Genomic DNA, 22,365 nt, shown 5'->3' with positions numbered 1-22,365 from the left:
GTATACGGCTAAAATAATGGCTGAAGAAAACAAAAGCAGCGAGGCAAGTGTGTATTTGGTTATCTTGGATTGTAAAACCTTATTAAGGCTGACTGACATGTTTAATTACCCATTGGAGTGACCTGCCTATCATAACCAAGGTTATTGAAATGTTAAAAGTAGTTTTTGAAGTTTTACAGATAAAAGCAAATAAAAATGAATCAGTTAGCTCTGCATCGCTGAGTTTGAGCTAACTGCACTTGTTTTGAGTTGGCTTAAATTAGGTTTATTGATTGATTTTGGCTTTAAATTTCGCCTTGGTGTCATCATTAGCTTTGTTATACCAGTAATCAAGCATTTCGCCGATTTCGGCTTGATCTTCAGCAATGGTTTTAGGTTTAACGGCAAGGTTTGGTGTGACAGGTTCAGCTGGATGATTGATAGGTGGAGCTGACGCCGCCGTTGCGGCAATAGGTACTACTGCTACCTGAGCGGCAGGTGCGAAACGTGGCACTGAAGCAATGTGGCCAGCTTGGTTGTAGGCAATCATTTCTTCTGGGTAATCACGACCAATTTGTAAGCCAGCTTTAATCAAAGCTTCACTTTGAAAAGAAACAGTACTTCCTTGCTTGTTGGTGAGAGTCATACTGGGGGTTTTATTGAACTTGTTGGCAGCATTTTTATTGCGAATTGTTGGCAACGTTAACTCATATCGGTCATTCTGAGCATTAAACGTTAACACTACAGCATTGGAGTTAAATTGGGTTTGCATGCCATTATCGCGATAGTTGACCACATAATTAAATACAATTTGGTTTTCACCTTCAGAAAGCTTTATATCTCTATCACCGCTATAAACTTGGCCATTGAGCACTTTAACTTCAACACTTGTTGGGAGCTCTAACACGCTGGCAGCATATGCTAATGGAGTAAGGGTTAATAGTAATAGGCTAAAAAATAAGGATTTTGAGTTCATTTTATTCTCATTAGAGCTAAGGGCCGCTTCATAACACTGATTGCTGCGACTTTGATGTTTATGGGATTACCTGCATTCACGAACAGCCAAGTATGCAAGATTAAGTTATAGCAAACCTAACAAGAGTTACATAATGCAGAGGACTTGTTTTTAATTGATCAAGCCTTGTTGCTAACCCATTAAACCTAACTTTTGATAATCAAAGAACTTACGGTGTTCAACACCTGCTAAATTGGTATTTACTTTGTTTGGGTGTTTATACTCGCCCCAGCTTGCCACATGACTGCCGACATTTAATACAGGGAAATCTGTAGTGTTATTGTCAGCAATGACGTTGTCACTGACACCAATAAAGCGCAATAAAGTGTGTAAGCTATTTGGTTCATTAAGCTTAATCGTCAGTAAATCATCTCTGTCAGCAAAGTAACGGTATACAGCTTGCTGATGAGATAAATAACATTGCTTTAAGCGAGCCTCGTCCAGTAAATCGTCGGCACTTAAGTCGCCGAAAGTCTGCTTAAAACACCGCTTCAAAATGGGGTGAAAGGTACCTGTTTTATCGGCCAGATTAGGCACCATTTTTGTCAGCAGCATTTGAATTGAATTAATCCAAGGCTGTATAGGACGATCGATATAGATGAATTTGGATCCAGGGAAAATCTTATCTAATTGCGGGTAATCACAAAAACAAGGCACATCAGAAACCACATCAGCCACTTCAAAGGCTTTTTTAGTTAGCCCAATATGTGCAACCTTAAAACCATGCTCTAACAAGGCGACACTGACGCTGGTGGTGCCTGTTCTTGGAAGGCCGATAATAAAAACTTTATTCATAGAAGCTAGATAGAGCCTTAAATTGGTGTGAGTGCTTAGATTCAACTATTTATTTTAAATAATTTGTTCAATTTAAGTGCGGTATAAGACTTTAATCACATGCCAACCGAATTTGGTTTTTACAAGATGGGGAGTGATTAGTTCGCCGGTAAAGCAGACTTTGTCGAACGGAGGCACCATTTGGCCTTTTTTGAACTCACCGAGGTTACCGCCACTTTTACCAGAAGGGCATGAAGAGTGCTTTTTGGCGAGTACGTCAAACTTAGCGCCTTTCTCTAGTTGCTTGATTAAATCTTCAGCTTGCTGTCTATGTTTAACTAAAATGTGCAATGCAGCCGCAGTTCTGGCCATGTTGATACTCTCCAATAATATAGCCGCTAATTATAACGTGAATCATAACTTGCAAGCCAGAGTAGCAGTTGGGGGCGATGATGATTTTTTGTGATTAATCTGAGTTTATATAGCTTACGTATTCGTTATAACAGCGTGATATGGGTTAATATGAAGGATGAATTTTTGCAAACTAGCACGTTAATATGCTCGTTTAAGAGCCCTAGTTAAGCTCGCTGATTGAGAGAACCTGATGATGACAGCCTCCGCAAGATTGATTTATGTTTATGATCCTATGTGCAGTTGGTGTTGGGGCTATAAACCTACCTTACTTGCATTAAAAACGCAGTTAATCGAACTGTTCCCAACCCTTGCAATTGACTATAAAGTGGGTGGTTTAGCGCCTGATTCAGATATGCCGATGCCTGCAGAAATGCAGCAGTTTTTAGCTCAAACATGGCATAAAATTGCCCAGCAACTCGGTACGGAGTTTAATCATGCTTTTTGGCAAGAGTGTCAACCAAGGCGTTCAACTTATCCAGCTTGTCGAGCGTGTATAGTTGCTAGAGAATTTGCTCTTGAGTCAGAAATGATGCTTGCGATTCAACAGGCTTATTACTTACAGGCAAAGAACCCATCAGATCTTGATACGCTTATTGAAGCAGCAGAAAGTGTAGGTATTGATAAAACGGTTTTTGTTGAACGTTTATCGTCAGCAGAAATAGCACAAGCATTTATGAAAGAATTGGATTTTGTGCATCAATTACCGATTAGAGGTTTTCCATCATTGGTATTGCAAGTGAATGGACAAAATATCGGGTTACCCTTGGATTACCATGATCCCCAAACGACGATAGATGCGATAACTAAGGCCTTATAATGAATAAGAAGATTAGCTAACTCAAGAATACCATCTGTGTTGGTCTTTATATGGACTTTAGGGTATTAACAAATTACAGATATAAAAAAACCAGCTGAGCGATCAACTGGTTTTTATTCTCTTTCAGAGAGGTTAACGCTTGATTTAGTGAACTAGCTTGGCCAAATCTGGTAAATGGTCAATCTGCATTAAGCAGTGCTTAAATCAAGGTTAAAGGACTTAAATACCCAAGGGTATTAGTCTACACCGTGACAATCAGCACATTCAGTGATTGTTAAATCTGGTGTATGTAGATCAGCATCTAATTCGTGCGCATCAGCAAAGCTGTGACAATCATTACACGTTTCGATGTTTGCTTCCATTTCAGCATGTTCTTCAACATTGATTGCTTCATGACAATCAACACAATCAACAGCAAAAGCAGAACTTGCAAACATAAGTGCAGCAATCATAGCTAAATATTTCATAGTAACTCCATCATCAGTTAAGGGGCTTTATCGCCCATGCTAGGTGTTAAACCTGAGCAATTCGCGCTGACTCAATGACCGCATCTCTTAATGCAAATAAATCCGTTACTTTATAACTAAGGACACTGAATATTGGTTAGCACATTTTAATTTAGTATTCGTAATGCAATGTTAAGCAGAAGAGTGAGCTCTTAAACTTAAATTACTCTACCTACGATACCATCTTATTGATTTATGTTAATTAAAACTTAAAAGAGCGCTTAAAGCCACTTTTTTACATCTTCTAGCATAGTTAAATTTCAAGGTTGTGATCTGCTTAATAAAATTCTTAAACATTTAAAATGTGTTTTGAGGCTCGTATCTAAGCATCAATTATCTGTTTATGTGCAGTATATTGTCACTAAGATGAACCCAAGATGAACGAATTGTTATTGTTGAAATTACAAGCTTTGAAATTACAGGCATAGACATTCCAGGCTTTTGAATTTACGGGCTTTTGAATTTACAGGCAAGAAATCACAGACATTGAAACTCTTGGTTGTGAAATCTATTACGACTATATAGTTGACTCATGAGTTCATGCTGCTGACACTTTGATCCACTCGTTTGGTAATGCCTGCATCAAATCGCTGACTTGCTCTGGGGTATTGTTGAGCCAACTGCTAATCGCTGTTGAGGGGATAAATAGCGGCATGCGGTGATGATATTGGGCGCACTTATCATTAGGTTTAATGGTTAAGGTGACTAATTGTTGGAGATCTGGATAAATGACACCAGCCATGAATAAAGGTTTATTAGCCGCATGGGAAAAGCGGTACTTTTGCTTTTTCGCTTGGCCTTCATCGCGCCATTCAAACCAGCCACTACATGGGATCAGGCATCGATGTTGATTAAAAGCCTCGGCAAATGTGGGTTTGTCTGCGACAGTTTCAGCTTGGGCATTAATGATGAGTTTTTTGGACCATTCAGGTTGTATCCCCCAACTTTGCTGAGTAGCAATAAGTTTACCATTTGTAGAACTCAGCACTGTAACTGGATCTGTCGGCCTTAAATCAAGATTCGTTTGAATACTCAATGGCTGGTCAAATAGTGGTTCGAGTAGTCCTTTCATGCCATCAAGTAAGACCTCCAATCTGCCACACATAATGTGTCCCTTCCATTTCAGTTCTTGAACAATATTGTCCCGTTAACGTTAGCATTATAAAGCTATTTTTTTGAGATTATTTTCATAAAAAAAAGTCTCGTTAATTGGTCAATTTTTATAAAAATTCAAACGAGCGTATAAATTTTTAAATTATTTTTATCTTCAGCGTACACGTGTAAGTTCATGAATTGGCAATAATTATTTTTAACGATGGCTTTGTTACTGTAAATATTAGCTTTATTTGCCAATTAGAATATTTGATCTAATTTAATTTTTGTGACGTAATGCACACTATTATTCTGGTCTGATGAGTGTAGAACTATGAGCATAAGAACAACATTTAAGAAAGTATTGCCGAGTATTTCAACGACTGAACAAGAAGCATTAGATGCGGGCGATGTTTGGTTAGAAGGCTCAATTTATCAAGGTATTCCTGATTTTGCTGCATTACGTGATATTCCCAATGCAACCTTATCGCTTGATGAGCAAGCTTTCTTAGATGGCCCTGTGCAGACATTGATTGAAATGGTCGATGATTTTGATATTCAAAATGGTAAGCACTTGCCAGACGATGTACTGACTTTTCTAAAAGAGAATAAGTTTTTCTCGCTGATTATTCCAAAGTCTTACGGTGGATTAGAGTTTAGTCCTTATGCTAACTCAACTATCGTTGCGACTATTGCTGCTAAAAGTTCTGCAGTGGCAGTTACTGTAATGGTGCCTAACTCGCTAGGTCCTGGCGAATTGTTAATGCATTACGGTTTAGAGAACCAACGTAACTTCTGGTTACCTCGTTTAGCTAACGGTTTAGAAATTCCATGTTTTGCACTGACTAGCCCTGAAGCTGGTAGTGATGCTGGTGGTATTCCTGATATCGGTACCGTCACTATGGGAGAATACGAAGGTAAAGAAGTGCTTGGCCTTTCAGTGACATGGGACAAACGCTATATCACTCTAGCGCCTATTGCGACGGTACTAGGGCTTGCATTTAAAGTCGAAGATCCACAAGGCTTGTTGGGCGGAAAAGAGCAACTGGGTATTACTTGTGCGCTTATTCCAAAATCACATCCTGGTGTACAACTTGGTAACCGTCATGATCCTATGGGCTGTCGTTTCTATAACGGTACGACTCGTGGTGAAAACGTGTTTATCCCTATGGACTTCATCATTGGCGGTCAAGAGAAAATTGGCCGCGGCTGGCAGATGCTGGTTAGCTGTTTAGGTGCAGGCCGTGGTATTTCATTACCTGCATTAGGTGTATCAGTCAGTCAGTGTTCATTTAAGTCTTCTGCTGAATACGCAGCAGTGCGTGAGCAGTTTGGGTTATCAATTGGTAAGTTTGAAGGTATCCAGGAGAAGCTGGCTGATATCGCAGGTAAAACTTACCTACAAGAAGCCATGCGCGTATTGACTACTGAAGGCTTAGGTCTTGGCTTAAAGCCATCAGTGGTAACGGCGATTGCCAAATACCATATGACAGAGTTAGGTCGTGATATTCTTGATTCAGCTATGGATATTCAAGCGGGTAAAGCGATTCAGCGCGGTCCACAAAATACCTTAGCGTCAGGTTATGTGGCTCAACCAATCGCAATTACAGTTGAAGGTGCCAACATCCTTACCCGTAACCTAATGATATTTGGCCAAGGTGTGATGCGTTGTCATCCTCATTTACAAAGCATGGTTGAGTCTATTCATAGTGACGCCAGTGATGCTGATAAAACCTTTAATCGTATCTTTAGACAAACAATTGGTTACAGTGTTGGTAATAGCTTGCGTGCATTTAAATTGGGTCTTTTACCCTTTACCGCGCCTGCGCAATCATCATTACCTGAAGTCATAGGTTACGAAAAATCTGTACATAAATTGGCATCAAAATTAGCCGTTTATGCTGATTTCTCACTACTTGTACTAGGCGGAAAACTAAAGCAAGCAGAAATGCTGTCAGCTCGTTTAGGTGACGTAATGAGCTACCTATATGCAGCAATGGCATCGATTCGTTTTTACGAGCAGAAAGTGTCAGCTGGTGAGCGTAGCCAAGCAAAACCGTATTTTGAGTACGCGACTCGTTGGTCTTTATGTAAAGCTGAAGAAGCCATATTGGCATTTTTAGAGAACTTCCCGTCTAAGCCTACGCGTCAGTTTATGCGTTTAATTACCATGACTTACTCAGGTAAAATGGTAAAAGTGAATGATGATTTGGTGCGTGAATTAGCAGAGCAAGCTCAGCTTGATACTGCATTTAAAAAGCAATTAACACACTTGATTAAACCGGTTGCTGGTGATGGTAATTACATTAATGAGCAAGCTTATCTCGCTAAAATGGCTTGTTTACCACTGTTGTCAAAAGTGAAAAAATCACTTAAACAGCGTGTATTTAAAGCAGGTGTTCGCTTCTCAATTACGCTTGATAATGCACTTCAAGCTAATGTCATTACAGTGGATGAGCACAAGCAATTACAAGACTACAATCTTAAACGTGAGCGAGCGATTCGAGTTGATGAGTTTGATTTTGATTTGAATCTAATCTCAGACAAAGCAAACTTAAAAATCGCTAACTAAAGATATATTTAAGTCGCTTACTGTTTAAGTAAACCAATTTAAAAGGCCGCTATTAAGCGGCCTTTTTGTATTTAAAAAGAAATGGAACTAACAAAACATATAATTAGTTCGAATTTTAAGCAGATCACAGATTGAACAAAATTTTACCTTATAGGTATTTCATTAGGTGAAAATTTGAGCTTGGCAGCATTTTTCTTAGCTTAGTTTGGTAAATAATAAAGTACTTATTACTAGGGCCTGTTGAACTTTCAAGGTTGTTTTTGCAGCGAATTGTTGGTCATTTATACAAGGCAGAGACTTTGTGGTGTAGTTATTCTACATAAAAAGTCGATAACGCAGTAAAAATGACCAACAAACGCTGCCCGAAGGGGTCGACTAAAAGCGTTTTACTCTTTGTTGAATACATCTTTGTAAATAAAAGGTGCTTAGATGACTAGGCATCAATTCATCCGCCTTGATTAAAACGCTTTTATTTCGAACAAAACTTAACCGGCAAAGATCAACTGGCCCTGAACTAGGAGGCAAAATGGCACGATTATCTTTGATGGTAAACGTAATTGTGATGTGTTTACTTCCTGGGTTTTCACACGCTGCAGATATCATTATTGGTGGAACTGTGGGTTATCAAACTCACAGTACTTCATCTTATTCAGGTTTATCTAGCAGTGAAGAACGGGGGATTAATTATCAAATAAGAAATAGTGTCGACATTGGTGATGCGAGTCGCTTATACGGAACGTATTCTTTTAACTCTGACGACATGACGTATCATGAAGGTGTGCTTATTTCTTATGATAAATTATTTTTTCTAGAGCCATCGAATCAAGTGAGTTGGTTTATTGGTGCATCAGTAGGGCTAAGCGGTCATGAGTTTCAAATCACGGATATAGATCAAACTTACTATGATTCAAATAGTTGCTATGTATTTGGCGCTCAGACAGGATTAATGTTTGATTTTGGTAATGCATTTACATCTGAATTAGGATTTCGTTATTTGAAGCATAATGATACTTCTTCGGTTCAAAACCTAGGGGCGCTTTCTCTGTCTGTAAATGATACGGAGCAAGTGTATTGGGGAGTCGATTTGAGCTTTTGAGAAGGATTAAAAGTATCAATTTATCTTAAGAAAAATAAAAGGCTGCCACGAATATGTCGGACAGCCTAATGATAGTAATGTGATTATATTAGCAATTAAGATGCTTTAATCGCGTTACCTTCAGAATCTTTAAAACTACCGACTGCAATCATGATGAAGTCGATTAATGTCCAAATACCTAAACCACCTAAAGTAAGTAGCATTAAGATACCAGTACCGATTTTACCTGTGTAAAAGCGGTGCACACCTAAAGAGCCCAAAAAGAAGCATAAAAGTAGTGTTGGTACGAAACCTTTTTCGCTTAATTGAACAGGTGTTTCTGCTGTTTGAACTTCTGACATAATAAATCCTTTAATTATATTTTTTGTCCTGGATAGGTAATTAATTTACCTTTCCCGTCTCTGTAGCTTCCAACAAGAAGCATAAATGTCACTACAACAGTGTGTATAACATCAATAAGAATAAGACCTGCACCGATGAGGGTGAGCGTAACATCTCCAAACTGTATTAGGATAATGCCAACAATGGCTAACGTTAAATCGAAAAAACCATGTAAAACTCTGCCACAATAAAAATGGTGAATTCCTAAAACGCCAAAAATACCCGATAAAATAACCGCAGTAGCGTATTTTTTATCAGACTTGACTGATTCAGTCACTTTCAACCTCCTTGATGAAAATCTTAAATCTTTTATATAGCAAAGAGTTAGCTTAAGCAATTACAAATGTTAAATTTAACTTAAGAATGTGTCTCAGATCTTATCGTTAAGGTGCTCGAGTGTGGCTTTTTAGCGAGTATTGAAATTGAGATTTGTATATTGAGTATGAAATTTTATTTTATATTCAATGTTTTAATGGTTTGGTAAATGAAAGGGTTATTGTAATTGTTGTTTTAATTAGGCATGTTAAGACTTGGTTTAAAATGACTGCTTTGGCAATGGGCATAAGGGAATCAAATGTTGACAAGAACACAACACGATACGAGACATGACAGTTTAACAAAGCGCCTAGGCTATTCATCAATAGCTATACTAGTTTGCGCAATATCTCCCTTTGTAAACGCAGCTGATTATAAGGTTATTCATGCCGGTGAGCTGTTAACCGTTGCCAGTGAAAAACCATTGCAGCAATACTCATTGATCATTAGAGATGACAAAATTGCTGAAGTAAAAAAGGGCTATGTCACTTTATCAAAAGATAAGGTAATAGCGACTGATACCGTTGAATATATAGATTTAAAAGACAGTTTTGTCATGCCAGGTTTGATGGATATGCATGTGCATTTACAAGGTGAAATAGGGCCTAAAAATGACAGTGAAGCGCTTCGGATGTCAGATGCAGATGTGGCAATGAGAAGTGCATATTTTGCAAATAAGACCTTACAGGCAGGCTTTACTACAGTACGTGATTTAGGCGCCAAACCAGAACAAATTTATGCACTGCGTGACGCAATCAATAAGGGCTGGTTGCCTGGTCCAAGAATTGTTGCATCAGGCGGTGTGTCGGTCACAGGTGGTCATGGAGATGTGGACGGTAAAAGCCCAGATTTATTGGATATGCTGACCTCTAAAACCATTTGTGATGGCCCTTTTGATTGTCGCCGCGCGACTCGCCGTGCAATTAAATATGGTGCAGATGTCATTAAAATAACCTCAACAGGTGGGGTGTTGTCTGATACCAATACTGGTACAGGTCAGCAAATGGCCAATGATGAATTAAAAGAAGTGATTGATGCCGCTCACGCATTAGGGCGCAAGGTTGCCAGTCATGCTCATGCGGCTGAAGGTATTAATGCTGCGCTACGGGCGGGTGTTGATAGCATTGAACACGGCAGTTATGCCAATAAAGAGTCAATTAAATTATTTAAAAAGTCTGGAGCTTATTTAGTTCCGACTTTATTGGCTGGTGATACTGTAGTGCAAATGGCGAACTCGAAAGGCAACTTTATGTCTGATGCGATTAAAGCGAAAGCGATTCGTGTGGGTAATGACATGCAAAACAACTTTGGCAATGCGTATAAAAAAGGCGTAAAGATTGCTTTTGGAACTGACAGCGGTGTGTCTCGTCATGGTGAAAACGCTAAAGAAGCGGTACTGATGTCTCAAGCAGGTATGTCGAACAAAGATATTTTAATTTCTGCCACTATTAATGGCGCTGACTTAGTGGGGATGTCAGAATCAATCGGCACCTTAGAGCAAGGTAAACAAGCTGATGTTATCGCGATGAAAGTGAGTCCATTAACCCAAATCGATGCATTACTTGATGTGCAGTTTGTGATGAAGTCTGGCGAGATTCATAAACAATAAATCAGTGTAGATGACGTAGAGGTAATGCTGACTTAACCCGTAATTCAGCATTAACTCTAACTCTCATTCTCAATTACACTCTCAATTACACTCTCACTTACACTGCCAGCTTCGGTAAGACTAACGTTGCGATACAACCCCTAGGTTGGTTTGAAGCAAGTGTAAACTGCCAATTGTAGCGCTGGCATAAAGTATCGATTATTGTCAGCCCTAGTCCGTGGCCTCCAGAATCACTTCTTTGATGACCTTTTTCACTATCCGATAAGCCTTGGCCATTATCTTCAATAATAATTTCTTTATCGAAGACTGCAATATTAATCCAACTTTTTTCTCCCTCTGGTAACTGCTCGCAACGGGCATTTATCGCATTGTTGACTAAATTGGTTAACAGCATCTTTATTACCGCTGAATTTGGTTGAACAGTAGGCGAACTGTGCCACTCAACAGAGATTTTAATGGCTATTTTTTTTGCCTGATTGACTGTGGTTTCAAGTGTTTGAGTAAACTCTTGTTCTGTTAATAGTCGCGGCGAGTTTTCATGGGAAGACTTTTCTTGTTTAACAATATTCAATAAAGCTTCTACGGTATTCTGCATATCTTGAGCCGCACGGGTAATACGTTCCCGCTGTCGAAGTTGAAAGTCTTCATCAGGTTTTTGAGCAAGTAATTTGGCCGAACCTAGAACAATACTAAGAGGGGTTCTTAGCTCATGACTGGCATACCTTGCAAAAGCTTGTTCTTGTTTTATTAAGGTTTCATTTTGCTGACGGTAACGATTGAGACTGTCAGTCAAAATACCAAATTCTTTGGCAGCACTTTGACTGACATTGAAAGCTTCAGGAGTAGTGCTACTACCTAACTGCAGGCTCAATTGGTTGATGGGCTCAATGAGTCGTTTAAACAATTTTATGATCGCGTAACTAAATAGCAGTATTAACCCAATAGTAAAACCAATAACAAAGGTATTGATACCTGTCCATTGGGCGCTGCTGAGCTCAATGTTTTCAGCAGGCATAGTGATATAAAGCTGGGACATTTGGCCATTTAATACAAACTCAGAACGGTATAAAAATAACTCTGAAAGGTCATCATTAATTTCACCATTAAAGCCCAACGGATAATTTTGCAACTCCCCGTAGTGAGAAGGAATAAAGTCGCTGCTGTAAAAAGCAGTAATATTGGGCGGTAATACTAAAGGCTCTGGGACGCCTTTTTGAAATTGTTTAATAACGAAAGGAGCACTGTCACGTAAAGTATTAAGACTGACCTCATCCTCAACCCACTGCAGCATATATATCATCATCAGGTAAATCATCCCAGATGCTAACAGACCGATTAATACAAAATAGACTGACAGACGACCAACAAAAGATTGAGTTGAGCTATTACTAGTGGTTGCGTGGGCACTTGATATGCTTCTTGAATTCAAGGTTATTCTCCTTGGCTTAACCGTAAACCGACTTTGGGTACGGTCATTAGCATGGGCTGCTCAAATGGTTTATCGACTTGATTTCTTAATTGATAAACATGACTTCGTAAAATGTCATTTCCCGGTGGGTGCTGTCCCCAGATTTCATCGATAAGCTGCTCGCGAGTCACGACATTAGGGGCATTTTTGATGAGTAATAATAAAATTTGGTACGTCGTTGGCGTTAACGCCAATTTCATGCCTCGGCGCTTAACCTGATGCTGGGCAATGTTGAGTTCAAGCTCACCAAACCTAAGCGTTGCTTGAGCCACTTTACCTCTATGCCTTTTAATCAATGCTTTTATACGTACATCAAGTTCATCTAAATCGAAAGGTTTACCCAAGTAATCATCAGCGCCACTATCAAAGCCGGTCATGAGGTCAGTTTTATTATCCAGTGCAGTAAGCATCAGTACTGGCGTCGTGCAGCCTTGTTCTCGCAGTGAACGACATAAGGTTAGTCCATCCATTTTAGGGAGCATTAAATCTAAAATGATGGCGTCAAAATCTTCCTCAAGTGCGAGACTGAGCCCAAGTTCACCATTAGTCGCGTAATCAAGAACAGCATCTTGAGCTTCAAAAAAATCGCCTAAAATACCTGCGACATCGTGGTTGTCTTCAATGATAAGTAGTTTCATTGGCGGCTAAGTTCCTGCTTGAGCTTGTCTATCATGAGTGGCACTGGCAATAAAGAGTGAATAAATCAGCGCTATTGTTACAAATTTTTTGTCGAAAAAATGTCAATGACATTTTTTACACTATCACTACTTCAAGATGTTGGCATATTTTGTTCTGTAGGAATAGCGCATGCATCATTCAAATTATGATAAAAACCCATCTGAAATCTGTGTTTCGATCATCATTCCCATGTTTAACGAGTCAAAAAGTCTTGATGTATTGATGACACGCCTTAATAGCGTGCTATCACAAATAAACGACCGCTGTGAATTAGTCTTTATTGATGATGGCAGCACTGATGAGACATGGGCATTACTTCAACAACTGCGCTTAAGTGATTGTGAACATCAATGTATAAAACTAAGCCGTAACTTTGGCAAGGAAGCTGCGATGTCAGCGGGGCTTGCACAGGCAAGAGGACTCGCTATCATTTTGCTGGATGCAGATTTACAAGACCCACCAGAGCTTATTCCTCAAATGCTGCAAGCATGGCGAGCCGGCTATGAAGTTGTCAATATGCGCCGTAAAAAGCGCTTGGGTGAAACTTGGTTTAAACGCTTTTCAGCAGCTTGTTTTTACCGCTTAATGAATTGGATGTCTGACTCTCCTGTGCCTGAGAATGTAGGCGACTTTAGGTTGCTGAGTAGGCAGGTTATTGATCATATCAATGCCATGCCTGAACGTAACCGATTTATGAAAGGCATTTTAAGTTGGCCAGGGTTTACCCAAACTACCATAGAGTTTGATCGCGACCCTCGTAGTGTCGGTGAAACAAAGTGGAATTACGGCAAATTAGTGGGGTTAGCGATGGATGGGATCACTTCATTTAGCTTTAAGCCGCTTAGATTAGCTACTTGGTTTGGTGTGACTATTGGGCTGAGCTCTTTAGTTTATGGTGCTTGGATCGTACTAAAAACTTTAGTCTATGGTGAAGCCGTTGCAGGGTATGCTTCAATGATGGCAGTTCAGTTATTTTTAGCAGGCATTCAGTTATTAGCACTGGGGGTAATTGGCGAATACTTAGGTCGAGTATTTATGGAAGTGAAGCAGCGCCCAGTGTTTATTGTTGAGGATGTCTATTATCAGCAGAGTATTCCCCATACTGTTTTTTCATTTCAGCACGCTTCTGTAAATAGTAAGTTAAACAAACCGGGTAATCAGTTTGCTTTGCAAACGCCTAAAAAAGGGAATTTAGTAAAGTCTAAGTTAGCACCTACATCTAAATTGGCTGAGGGCAAAAGAGAAAACACACAAGGTTTCCAAGATATTGTTCTAAGTAGACAACAGCAATTTGTGCAGCCTAAAAGTTTTAATCAATATCAGTTTAACTTGGAAAATGTCAAATGAAGTCAAAGTTGTTAGCCCTACAATATTATCCCAAGATCGCAGTGGTGCTGGTTGCTGCATTATTGATCCGTTTATTGTCATTGGCATTATATCCGTTGATGGATACCACTGAAGCACGTTATGGGGAAATGGCTAGATTAATGTCTGAAACGGGCAATTGGTTAACCCCACAATTTGACTATGGTGTGCCTTTTTGGGGCAAACCTCCTTTACAGAATTGGTTGAGTGCCAGCTTTATAGAATTGTTTAGTAACAATGAATTTTTTCTAAGGTTACCGCATTTTTTAGTTGGACTAGTTGTTTTATTGCTGGTGGTAAAGCTGGCAAAAACATTCGCGATTAATGGTTTCAAAGTAGCGACTATGTTAACCACAACCGTTGCATTTTACGTTTGTATGGGAACAGTGATGACCGATATGGGATTATTACTGGGACTAACGCTAGCATTTGTCAGTTTTTACTTGGCTTGGCAAGGTCAGTATTTGTGGGGCTATTTGGGCTTTATTGGATTGGCCATTGGTTTGATGGCCAAAGGGCCGGTTGGTATCGCCATTTTTGGTATCGCCACTTTTTTGTGGCTGTTGTGGACCCTTGGTCCAATTAAGATGTGGGCTCAATTATGGCTGCGAATTCCATTGTTCACAGGGCTATTGTTATTGCTCGCATTGACCATGCCTTGGTATGTGATGGCGGAACAAGCAACTCCAGGATTTATTCAATACTTTATTGTTGGCGAGCATTGGTCTCGATTCGTGGACAGTGGGTGGAAAGGAGACTTATACGGCAGCGCACATGATGAAGTCCGCGGTACCATCTGGATTTACTTTGTAGCTGCTTGTGTGCCTTGGTCGTTATTTATACCTCGCGGTTTATATCGACTCTACCAGAAGGCGAATGTGTTAATTGAACAAAAGGCTAGACAAGAAACTGGGCATGAAGCTAGTCAAGCAACTGAAGAGTATCAGAAAAAAGGTTTTGATGACTTTACTAAGTTTTTACTGTGTTGGATGGCAGCACCACTGATTTTATTTACCTTTGCAGGCAATATTTTACCTGCGTATGTTTTACCTGCTACACCAGCACTGGCTTTGCTTATTGCTTATGCCTGGCGTAATCAACAGATTAGCCAATTTGTGATGATTTCTAGCAGTATTCCATTGTTATTAATTACGGCGCTAGTGGTACTTAATTCTGGTGTGAGCAAAGAGAAAAGTGATAAGTGGCTGTTGAATCAAAGAGTATTTGATTTACCCGTATATTACTGGTTCAAACAACCATTCTCTTCGCGCTATTACAGTGAGGGCAAAGCGGTAGTCGTGAATGATGAAGAGCAACTACAGCAGTTAAATCTACGTCCTTATTACATTGTTGTGAGCAAACAGCAACTAAAAGAACAAGATGTCTTAGAAAGTTGTTTGCTTGAATCTGAAACGCGCAAAAAAGTACTCATGTTATGTGGTGAGCATTAATGACTGGCTCATCCATATCAGCAGTAAAAATGAACCCTCTGGTTTCATTTTTACTGGTGGGTGGTGGAAGCTTCATTGTTGATTTATCTATTTATTTAAGCTTGATTGAACTTGCTGCTTGGCAGCCTTTTGTAGCCAGAACTTTAGCATTTATGGTTGGGCTAGGGTTAACTTGGTTTGGGAATCGAAAATTTACATTTAGCGAAAGAAGTCAACTAAGCACTCTTAAGCAATGTCGCTGGGTCATTACGATTGCAGCAATATCAGCGCTGGCAAACCTGGGGGCTTTTCATCTGATGCGTTTGTATTTACTGGCGTCAACTTTAACGTTAGAGGATCTAGAGTTTGTAATATTTACATCGAATACTCTAACTGGCATACAAGTTGAAATCATTAGTTTTGCAGTGGGAGTCTTAGTGGGGCTGATAGTGAATTGGCTTGGCTCTAATCACTTTACCTTTAAAAACCAACCAGCCTAACATTGTCATTCATTGAGTCTTAATAACTCTGTTAGGCTTGGTTATCTAAATAAGGGCTCAATTAGCATTAATTGGTTCAAGTTGCTTACTCGACCCAATGTAAAACATCTTTGATGACCGACCAACGAGGCTTTTTAGGTTGGGCATTTTCACCTAAAATCCAATAGCCATAAAGTGTGTCGACATAACCTGAGGATTGTTGGATGGATAGCCAACTGTTTAAGAAGGTATGCAGCGAGTGATTACCTTTAGCTACAGCGTATGAAGCTGGGAAGGATTTAATTTCTTCACGGTTATACATGGCAGTATATTCGGGGTATAAAATTGTCCATGTTTTGCCAGCTTCTAAACTAATTAATAAGGCATCATAGTTTTCACCATCATCTTCAAAGAATAACTTGTCTGAGTCGATAGAGCTAAACTCAACATTATCAAACTTTTCTTGAATGTGCGGAATGATGGAGTAGTCCCCGACAGAGGCCACTCTCACCTTTTCAGCTTCATGGATTAATTGATCTGTTTTAAATTCATCAGCACGGTAATCCTTCACGACAAAGGCGTAGTGTAAATCGAGTACGGGATTAGTGAAATCGACAAAGCCAATACGGAAGGTGGTCATTTGTAGCCCTGAAATGGTGATATCAAATAAGCCACTGTTGATCCCATCCAGCACATTGGCTGAGTTATAAGGAATGAATACCACTTTAATTTCAAGTTCAGCGGCAAGTTTTCGCATCATTTCAATATCAAATCCCACAAGATCCTGACCAGCATTGTAGTAGGAAAAAGGCACTTGAACAGGGTTATAGCCAACGCGTAATAGCCCGCTTTGTTTTATTTGCTCTATGGTTCGTGGGCCATTCACTTCAAGTTCTTCTGACCAGTTAAAAGCCGTGATTTCTTCAGGCACTTCTGCAGCAGAGCTCATTTGAGCAACAACTTCATCCATGTTGTATTCAGTATCAACGATACTACTCAATACCCAACTGGTGCCTAGCAGCGTGATTCCGAAAACAACTGGGGTAATGGCACTACAAAGAATGAGTCGCTTCATGCTGATTTTAGCAATACCTGCCAGCATGGCTGTGCCACCGATGGCGAGAATAAATATATTCATTGCGGCTAATAGCGAAGTAAATCGACTGGTGAACAAACTAGACACCATATAAAGCTGGAATAGATCAGATGATAATTCTAATGAGTCAAGAAGCATTGGAATAGTCAGATAGACACTACCAAATAAGCTAATCAGCCCGTTAACAGACATAGGGAAATAACTGAGGAAATCGAGTTCTTTACCTGAAAACCAAGCAGCAAATAACACAAATACAATGGTGAGGAGCTTACCTAAATTAGGAAAGCTAAAGACCACAGGGATAATGATATTGGCGTAATCATCGGTTTGCTCATCACCGATATTGTACTTATGGAATAGCTCTTTAGTGCGTTGAATGAGTAAAGGTAAAATAATGAAAATATTACCTGCCGCAAATGCAGTGATCATCGCGTCTTTAGCAATACCTGTAATGTCTCGGTAGGAAAATGGGGTGATCACCATAATTATTGCCGGTAACACCCAATAGGTCAAAATCACCGTCATTACCACATGAGCGACAAAGTACACCTGCAATTTTTGAAACTCGTCAAAATCCATGGTGCCAGCGGTGGCCGCTGTCATGGCGAAAATGCCAATGGGCATGAGCATCACAATGCTTTGTGTGACCTTATTAAAAGACTCACCTAATAATTGCAAAGGACGCATCAAAGACTCTTTGTCTTTAATCGAAATAAGCGCGATGCCTGTGGCGACACAAAATAATACAATGGCTGGGATGTAACTATTCGATAATGAAAAAAATGGGTTAGATGGGATATATAAGTCTAATAAATTGACTGAATTAGGGTCTTGGAGCGCAGTTAAGCTAAAGAACTCTCCCGCTTGCCACTCAGGAAATGTGTATTTGATCAAATACATACTGAGTAAACCCAATAGCCAAATGACTAGCATCAATTTACCCACTTTAACGCCCAGAGATTTTGCTTGCTCTAAGGTTAAACTGCCTAAACTCGAAATAAGCGACACGATAATATAAGGGATGATGGTCATTTGTAGAAGCTTGATAAAAGCATCACCAATTACAGACATCCACGCGAGCATTTCGCCAAAAAATAGCCCTGCAATGATGCCGCCAGCAAAGGAGAGTAACACCCAACTCGACATGCTGAGTTTGTTCTTTTTAGGTTCTTTATTGGCGGGCGAAACCGCCTGTGCTTGCTCTGGGCTTTGTGCAGTATTATTAGTGGGATCTGCTTTATCATTGTCTGGTGTGGCCGTTGCCATATGAATCCTTTTATATGCTCTATTTCGCGAATGGTGATATTGCTATTGCTTGCGACTAATACACTAACTGAATGAGTTAGCTGCAACTAACAAGCTGTTGCGCTTGGCCATGAATCGCGAGTGTTTGGTGGTAGCAATCGACATACTGATTAACTTTAATTTCAGTATTAAAGTGCTGAATCGCTCTTGCACGCCCAGCTTTTCCAAGTTGCTGTTGGTACTGGTTATCAGCAAAAATCTTGCTAATGGTGCTAGCCATACTTTGCGCATCTTCAGGTGGATGCATAAAGCCAGTTACACCTTCTTCGACGACCTCAGGAATGCCATCAACATTGCTACTAACCGTTGGCACCCCACAGGACATTGCCTCTAGAATAACCATACAGAAAGACTCGCGGTAACTTGGCTGAATTAAACAGTCTGCATTAGCAATATAGCGTTCTACCTTGTTCACTGAACCAGTAAAACGGACTCTATCTAAGATGTTGAGTTGACTACATTGCTGTTTAATTTTTTCGATATCCGGACCGCTACCAACCAGCACTAGCCTGACTTTTTCATCGCAGTGTAATTGACTAAAAGCATTAACGACGGTTTGGGTGTTTTTTAGCGGCCTGAAATTTGAAACGTGCATTAAGATTTTTTCGTCATCATTTGCCAATGTTCGTCTTAGGTTTTGGTCAACTAACTCTGGGGTAAAATCGTTGGCATCAATAAAATTATGCACCACATTAATGGGTTGGTTTATTTCAAACTCTTGCTGAATATATTGGCGCTGGAAATTGGATACTGTCGTTAATAAGGTACTTTGATTCATGCTGAAGGTATTTAAACGCTTTATCGCATTATCTTGACCGACAATCGTGACATCAGTTCCGTGAATAGTGGTAACAATCGGGAATGAATATTGGCAGATATTACTGGCTAGAAATGCACATAAAGAGTGAGGAATAGAATAATGAGCGTGGATCAAATGTAATTGATATTGTTCGACGACTTCGACAATTTTGGCGGTTAACGAATAGGTATGTAGTGGACCTTCAAATAAAGGATAATTTACTTCGTCTACTTCATGAAAGTAAACATTACTATAATTTTGGATAAGCTTAAATGGTCGTTTATGGGCAATAAAATGCACTTCATGACCTAATTTTGCTAAGCCAATACCCAACTGAGTGGCCACTAACCCAGAACCACCAATGCTTGGGTGGCAGACAATACCTATGCGTAACTTATTCATCATTTTTCACTCGTATCCTTACTAGCGTGCTCAGCGCAATGAAATGGCAATTATGAATAATAATCGTAATGTTATTTTTAGGTTAACTTTTTGAATATTGCAATATTTTTCTATCTAACTGTATGGGGCATCTGTTCAGCGAGATAATGACAATGCACTATTCACTATTCACTATTCACTATTCACTATTCACTATTCACTATTCACTATTCACTATGGCATAAATAAAAAACCTTCGCTTTATACTGTAATTCGACAATATGACAATTTAAGGTAAGGGAAAATAAGCACTTTTAAGAGACTAAAAAGCCTAATGTATATTGATACATTAGGCTTTAAGGCAAACTAATTGGGTTCAAATGTTGATTGAGAAGTTAATCAACCCAATGTAAAACGTCTCGGATAATTGACCAGCGAGGCTGAGGTGTAGTGGCACCTTTACCTAACATCCAATAGTCATAAAACTCTTGTTGATGACCATCGACCTTACGCAGTTTTTGCCAATTATTAATATAGTTCAGTAATGACTGGTTCGATTGAGCCACCGCATAAGCCACAGGATAACGATTTTTACCTTCTAAAATCGCAATGCCGTAACCTGGGAAAAATAGCGTCCAGGCTGACCCTGCCTCTGCGCTGATAACCACAGCATCGTACTTGTCTTTTTTCTGCCTGAAGAAATCTTTGTAACCTTCAATTTTGACAAATTTAAGATGGGGCAACTGCTTCTTGGCTTCTTTGATTTTGTCATCATGTTCAACATAAGCCACGGTGACATCTTCCATGGCCAGAATCGACTCATTGGTTTTAAAGCTATTGACGCGGTGGTCTTTAGTGGCAATGGCGATATTGAGTTCTAATACTGGATCGCTGTAACTTAAGCGATCCATTTGTTTGATATCCATGGCAAGCCCTGACATAGCCACATCAAAAAAGCCTGCTTGCAATGACACAGCAAGCTTATCTTTATGAAAAGGAATGAATTCGATATCAACATGTAAATCTTCGGCTAGTTTAGTGGCCATCGCAGAATCAAAGCCCACCAATTGGCCTGAGTTATTGTAATAACTAAAGGGCACATTACTTGGAATATAACCGACTCTTAACACGCCACGCTTTCTGATCGTTTGTACATCGACTATTGGCTGAGAGGGTGTTTTACCTACTTCAGGAAACTGTCGGGTTACTTTAGTAGGCACTTTGTCAGCTACTTTCATGTTGGCAATCACGCCACTAGTGATTTCAGGGCTAGTAATAAATACCCCCATCCCAATTCGACACACTAATATGGTGACTATGGTACTGGCCACTAAGCCACCAGACATTTTAATTAATTGCGGCGCACGAATTTTAAGACAACCTTGGAATAAACAAACTGTCAGTAAGGTTAATGCGAATAAATTCATTACCGCAGCAATAGAGTTAAATTTACCCGTTATAAAGCCTGACATAACAAATAATTGGAATAAATCAGAAGGTAAATGCACTAAGTCGAGCATAAAGGGGATTGCAACATAAACGCTGCCAAATAGTGATAACAGGCCACTAATCGATAAGGAAGGAATAGCACTGATATCAACAGGGGTACCATTAAACCAGCCAGCAAAATAAACAAACAAAATAACCGTGAGTTTACCGATATTTGGGAAGGTAAAGGCAATAGGTACAAGAATTTCAATTAGGGTTAAGCCGTCTTCACTAAGGTTATTATGCTCACGCATGATCTGCTTACATTCTTCAATAATCACGGGAATGACAATAAAGATATTACCAGTAGCAAACGCAGTTACTAGGCTTGCCTTAGTAATGCTGACGGTTTGCATATATGTAATTGGTGTTAGCGAGCAAACAATCCAAGGTAAAATCACAAAGGTGAGCAATAAGCACAAAACAAAGTAGCTGATTAAATACACCTGCATACTGGCAAATTCATCGACCCCCATCGTTCCTGCCGCCGCTGCGGACATAGCGAAAATACCAACCGGTAATACTTTAACTAAGCCTTGAGTAATGCGTGAAAACGTTTCGGTAATGGTGTGCATGAAAGAAAGCACTTGGTTTTTATTATCACCTTCCATGCCGATGAGTGCCAGCCCCATCGCAATACTAAATACCACCATAGCAGGTACATAACCTGCAGCCATGGATTCAAATGGGTTTGATGGTATGTAAAGCTTGAAGTAATTAATCGGTTCTACAGGTTCAATAATGCTGGTACTGAAAAAGGAGGCGGATTCTACAAATGGGAATGACAATGGCATTAATGCAGTAAGCACCAATCCGACCAACCACAACAGCAACATGATAAGTCCCGCGCGACTAAAAATTAAGATAGCAGTACTTTTTTGCAGTTTCCCAATACCGCCAATCAGCGATACAACAATGTAGGGTAAAACCGTCATCTGCATTAATAAGATGACACCATTACCTATGGTACTTAGCCAGCCAACGGATTCGCCAAAGAAAATACCAACAGCAAAACCGACAAACATGGCAATTAGCATTTGTGTTGAACTGGTCATTGAAAGTAATTTTTTAACCACGTGTCGTATCCATTTATTATGTTATGCCTGCGGCGTTTGAGTCTTAAGGCTCATTAAGCGCTTTATTTATTGCATAGTAGGTTACTGAAAGTTTATCAATTGTCAGGTTTTAAGTGGTGAAGCTGTTAATTTAAATCAATATTAACAGTCTTATTAATCAATAGTCAGACTTTAACGAATAAATTTTAGCGATAAAATAGGTTAGTAAATGCTAATAAATTGGCGAGGAA

General features: G+C 39.6%; 19 protein-coding genes. 7 read left to right on the top strand and 12 right to left on the bottom strand.

Annotated elements, in window-relative coordinates; all coding sequences use genetic code 11:
* Positions 1-265: 265 nt before the first annotated feature.
* The 3 genes from AB4153_RS05090 to AB4153_RS05080 form a co-directional block, all read right to left on the bottom strand.
* Positions 266-955 (bottom strand): DUF2057 domain-containing protein, encoded by a 690-nt coding sequence (locus AB4153_RS05090; protein WP_229370672.1) that lies wholly within the window; start codon positions 953-955, stop codon positions 266-268.
* A gap of 171 nt (positions 956-1,126) precedes the next feature.
* Entirely contained in the window at positions 1,127-1,789 is a 663-nt protein-coding gene (locus AB4153_RS05085; RefSeq protein ID WP_371996564.1) for a sulfotransferase family protein, read from the bottom strand.
* A 72-nt stretch (positions 1,790-1,861) separates the two neighbouring features.
* Entirely contained in the window at positions 1,862-2,140 is a 279-nt protein-coding gene (locus AB4153_RS05080; protein ID WP_102528118.1) for a peptidylprolyl isomerase, read from the bottom strand.
* A 232-nt stretch (positions 2,141-2,372) separates the two neighbouring features.
* Here AB4153_RS05080 and AB4153_RS05075 point away from each other — a divergent pair, with 232 nt between their 5' ends.
* Positions 2,373-2,999: a DsbA family protein gene (locus AB4153_RS05075; protein WP_248954374.1), complete on the top strand. Its 627-nt coding sequence runs from the start codon at positions 2,373-2,375 to the stop codon at positions 2,997-2,999.
* 236 nt (positions 3,000-3,235) lie between these two features.
* On the opposite strand, the gene AB4153_RS05070 is transcribed toward AB4153_RS05075, so the two are convergent.
* A complete protein-coding gene (locus tag AB4153_RS05070) occupies positions 3,236-3,466 on the bottom strand; it encodes a cytochrome c3 family protein (RefSeq protein WP_102528117.1) in 231 nt (76 codons plus the stop codon).
* Positions 3,467-4,043: 577 nt separating this feature from the next.
* Positions 4,044-4,610, bottom strand: a complete 567-nt coding sequence (locus AB4153_RS05065; protein ID WP_371996562.1) for an SOS response-associated peptidase — start codon at positions 4,608-4,610, stop codon at positions 4,044-4,046.
* A 321-nt stretch (positions 4,611-4,931) separates the two neighbouring features.
* Here AB4153_RS05065 and AB4153_RS05060 point away from each other — a divergent pair, with 321 nt between their 5' ends.
* Both AB4153_RS05060 and AB4153_RS05055 read left to right on the top strand, forming a co-directional pair.
* Positions 4,932-7,169 carry an acyl-CoA dehydrogenase gene (locus tag AB4153_RS05060; RefSeq protein ID WP_248954376.1) on the top strand — a complete coding sequence of 746 codons (2,238 nt, stop codon included), beginning with the start codon at positions 4,932-4,934 and terminating at the stop codon, positions 7,167-7,169.
* A gap of 526 nt (positions 7,170-7,695) precedes the next feature.
* Positions 7,696-8,265: a hypothetical protein gene (locus tag AB4153_RS05055; protein WP_371996560.1), complete on the top strand. Its 570-nt coding sequence runs from the start codon at positions 7,696-7,698 to the stop codon at positions 8,263-8,265.
* Positions 8,266-8,360: 95 nt separating this feature from the next.
* Here AB4153_RS05055 and AB4153_RS05050 read toward each other — a convergent pair whose 3' ends face one another.
* Together AB4153_RS05050 and AB4153_RS05045 are read right to left on the bottom strand one after the other, a co-directional pair.
* Complete coding sequence (locus tag AB4153_RS05050) at positions 8,361-8,606, bottom strand: TM2 domain-containing protein (RefSeq protein ID WP_102528113.1); 246 nt, start codon at positions 8,604-8,606, stop codon at positions 8,361-8,363.
* Between the two features lie 14 nt (positions 8,607-8,620).
* Complete coding sequence (locus AB4153_RS05045; protein ID WP_102528112.1) at positions 8,621-8,923, bottom strand: NINE protein; 303 nt, start codon at positions 8,921-8,923, stop codon at positions 8,621-8,623.
* A 297-nt stretch (positions 8,924-9,220) separates the two neighbouring features.
* Between AB4153_RS05045 and AB4153_RS05040 the strand changes: the two genes are divergently transcribed.
* Entirely contained in the window at positions 9,221-10,570 is a 1,350-nt protein-coding gene (locus tag AB4153_RS05040) for an amidohydrolase family protein (protein ID WP_371996559.1), read from the top strand.
* Positions 10,571-10,667: 97 nt separating this feature from the next.
* On the opposite strand, the gene AB4153_RS05035 is transcribed toward AB4153_RS05040, so the two are convergent.
* Both AB4153_RS05035 and AB4153_RS05030 read right to left on the bottom strand, forming a co-directional pair.
* The gene (locus AB4153_RS05035) at positions 10,668-11,999 is read right to left on the bottom strand and encodes a sensor histidine kinase (RefSeq protein ID WP_371996557.1); all 1,332 of its coding nucleotides are present in this window, start codon (positions 11,997-11,999) and stop codon (positions 10,668-10,670) included.
* 2 nt (positions 12,000-12,001) lie between these two features.
* Entirely contained in the window at positions 12,002-12,676 is a 675-nt protein-coding gene (locus tag AB4153_RS05030) for a response regulator transcription factor (RefSeq protein WP_371996556.1), read from the bottom strand.
* 169 nt (positions 12,677-12,845) lie between these two features.
* Here AB4153_RS05030 and AB4153_RS05025 point away from each other — a divergent pair, with 169 nt between their 5' ends.
* The 3 genes from AB4153_RS05025 to AB4153_RS05015 are packed head-to-tail and all read left to right on the top strand — an operon-like array spanning position 12,846 to position 16,011.
* Positions 12,846-14,063, top strand: coding sequence for a glycosyltransferase family 2 protein (locus AB4153_RS05025; RefSeq protein ID WP_371996555.1), 1,218 nt, complete (start codon positions 12,846-12,848; stop codon positions 14,061-14,063).
* Complete coding sequence (locus AB4153_RS05020; protein WP_371996554.1) at positions 14,060-15,532, top strand: ArnT family glycosyltransferase; 1,473 nt, start codon at positions 14,060-14,062, stop codon at positions 15,530-15,532. Before AB4153_RS05025 ends, AB4153_RS05020 begins: the two co-directional genes overlap by 4 nt.
* The gene (locus tag AB4153_RS05015) at positions 15,532-16,011 is read left to right on the top strand and encodes a GtrA family protein (protein WP_371996552.1); all 480 of its coding nucleotides are present in this window, start codon (positions 15,532-15,534) and stop codon (positions 16,009-16,011) included. The genes AB4153_RS05020 and AB4153_RS05015 overlap by 1 nt, the downstream gene beginning before the upstream one ends.
* Positions 16,012-16,096: 85 nt before the next feature.
* Here the strand turns inward: AB4153_RS05015 and AB4153_RS05010 are convergent, their stop codons facing one another.
* The 3 genes from AB4153_RS05010 to AB4153_RS05000 all read right to left on the bottom strand — a co-directional run bounded on the left by AB4153_RS05010 (position 16,097) and on the right by AB4153_RS05000 (position 22,135).
* A complete protein-coding gene (locus AB4153_RS05010) occupies positions 16,097-18,352 on the bottom strand; it encodes a cation:dicarboxylate symporter family transporter (protein ID WP_371996550.1) in 2,256 nt (751 codons plus the stop codon).
* A 76-nt stretch (positions 18,353-18,428) separates the two neighbouring features.
* A complete protein-coding gene (bshA, locus tag AB4153_RS05005) occupies positions 18,429-19,595 on the bottom strand; it encodes an N-acetyl-alpha-D-glucosaminyl L-malate synthase BshA (RefSeq protein ID WP_229370655.1) in 1,167 nt (388 codons plus the stop codon).
* Between the two features lie 371 nt (positions 19,596-19,966).
* Positions 19,967-22,135, bottom strand: a complete 2,169-nt coding sequence (locus AB4153_RS05000; RefSeq protein WP_102528109.1) for a cation:dicarboxylate symporter family transporter — start codon at positions 22,133-22,135, stop codon at positions 19,967-19,969.
* Positions 22,136-22,365: the final 230 nt, after the last annotated feature.

Origin of the sequence: Shewanella sp. 10N.286.52.E4 (genome assembly GCF_041468785.1) — a bacterium.
Lineage (GTDB): Bacteria > Pseudomonadota > Gammaproteobacteria > Enterobacterales > Shewanellaceae > Shewanella > Shewanella electrodiphila.
Note: the sequence above shows the minus strand (reverse complement) of the source record. Positions and strands in the feature narration are given on the sequence as shown.

Excerpts from the sequence above, each read along its gene's own strand:
- AB4153_RS05090 (WP_229370672.1), bottom strand. The coding sequence starts at position 955 with ATGAACTCAAAATCCTTATTTTTTAGCCTATTACTATTAACCCTTACT.
- AB4153_RS05085 (WP_371996564.1), bottom strand. The coding sequence starts at position 1,789 with ATGAATAAAGTTTTTATTATCGGCCTTCCAAGAACAGGCACCACCAGC.
- AB4153_RS05080 (WP_102528118.1), bottom strand. The coding sequence starts at position 2,140 with ATGGCCAGAACTGCGGCTGCATTGCACATTTTAGTTAAACATAGACAG.
- AB4153_RS05075 (WP_248954374.1), top strand. The coding sequence starts at position 2,373 with ATGATGACAGCCTCCGCAAGATTGATTTATGTTTATGATCCTATGTGC.
- AB4153_RS05070 (WP_102528117.1), bottom strand. The coding sequence starts at position 3,466 with ATGAAATATTTAGCTATGATTGCTGCACTTATGTTTGCAAGTTCTGCT.
- AB4153_RS05065 (WP_371996562.1), bottom strand. The coding sequence starts at position 4,610 with ATGTGTGGCAGATTGGAGGTCTTACTTGATGGCATGAAAGGACTACTC.
- AB4153_RS05060 (WP_248954376.1), top strand. The coding sequence starts at position 4,932 with ATGAGCATAAGAACAACATTTAAGAAAGTATTGCCGAGTATTTCAACG.
- AB4153_RS05055 (WP_371996560.1), top strand. The coding sequence starts at position 7,696 with ATGGCACGATTATCTTTGATGGTAAACGTAATTGTGATGTGTTTACTT.
- AB4153_RS05050 (WP_102528113.1), bottom strand. The coding sequence starts at position 8,606 with ATGTCAGAAGTTCAAACAGCAGAAACACCTGTTCAATTAAGCGAAAAA.
- AB4153_RS05040 (WP_371996559.1), top strand. The coding sequence starts at position 9,221 with ATGTTGACAAGAACACAACACGATACGAGACATGACAGTTTAACAAAG.
- AB4153_RS05030 (WP_371996556.1), bottom strand. The coding sequence starts at position 12,676 with ATGAAACTACTTATCATTGAAGACAACCACGATGTCGCAGGTATTTTA.
- AB4153_RS05025 (WP_371996555.1), top strand. The coding sequence starts at position 12,846 with ATGCATCATTCAAATTATGATAAAAACCCATCTGAAATCTGTGTTTCG.
- AB4153_RS05020 (WP_371996554.1), top strand. The coding sequence starts at position 14,060 with ATGAAGTCAAAGTTGTTAGCCCTACAATATTATCCCAAGATCGCAGTG.
- AB4153_RS05015 (WP_371996552.1), top strand. The coding sequence starts at position 15,532 with ATGACTGGCTCATCCATATCAGCAGTAAAAATGAACCCTCTGGTTTCA.
- AB4153_RS05010 (WP_371996550.1), bottom strand. The coding sequence starts at position 18,352 with ATGGCAACGGCCACACCAGACAATGATAAAGCAGATCCCACTAATAAT.
- bshA (WP_229370655.1), bottom strand. The coding sequence starts at position 19,595 with ATGATGAATAAGTTACGCATAGGTATTGTCTGCCACCCAAGCATTGGT.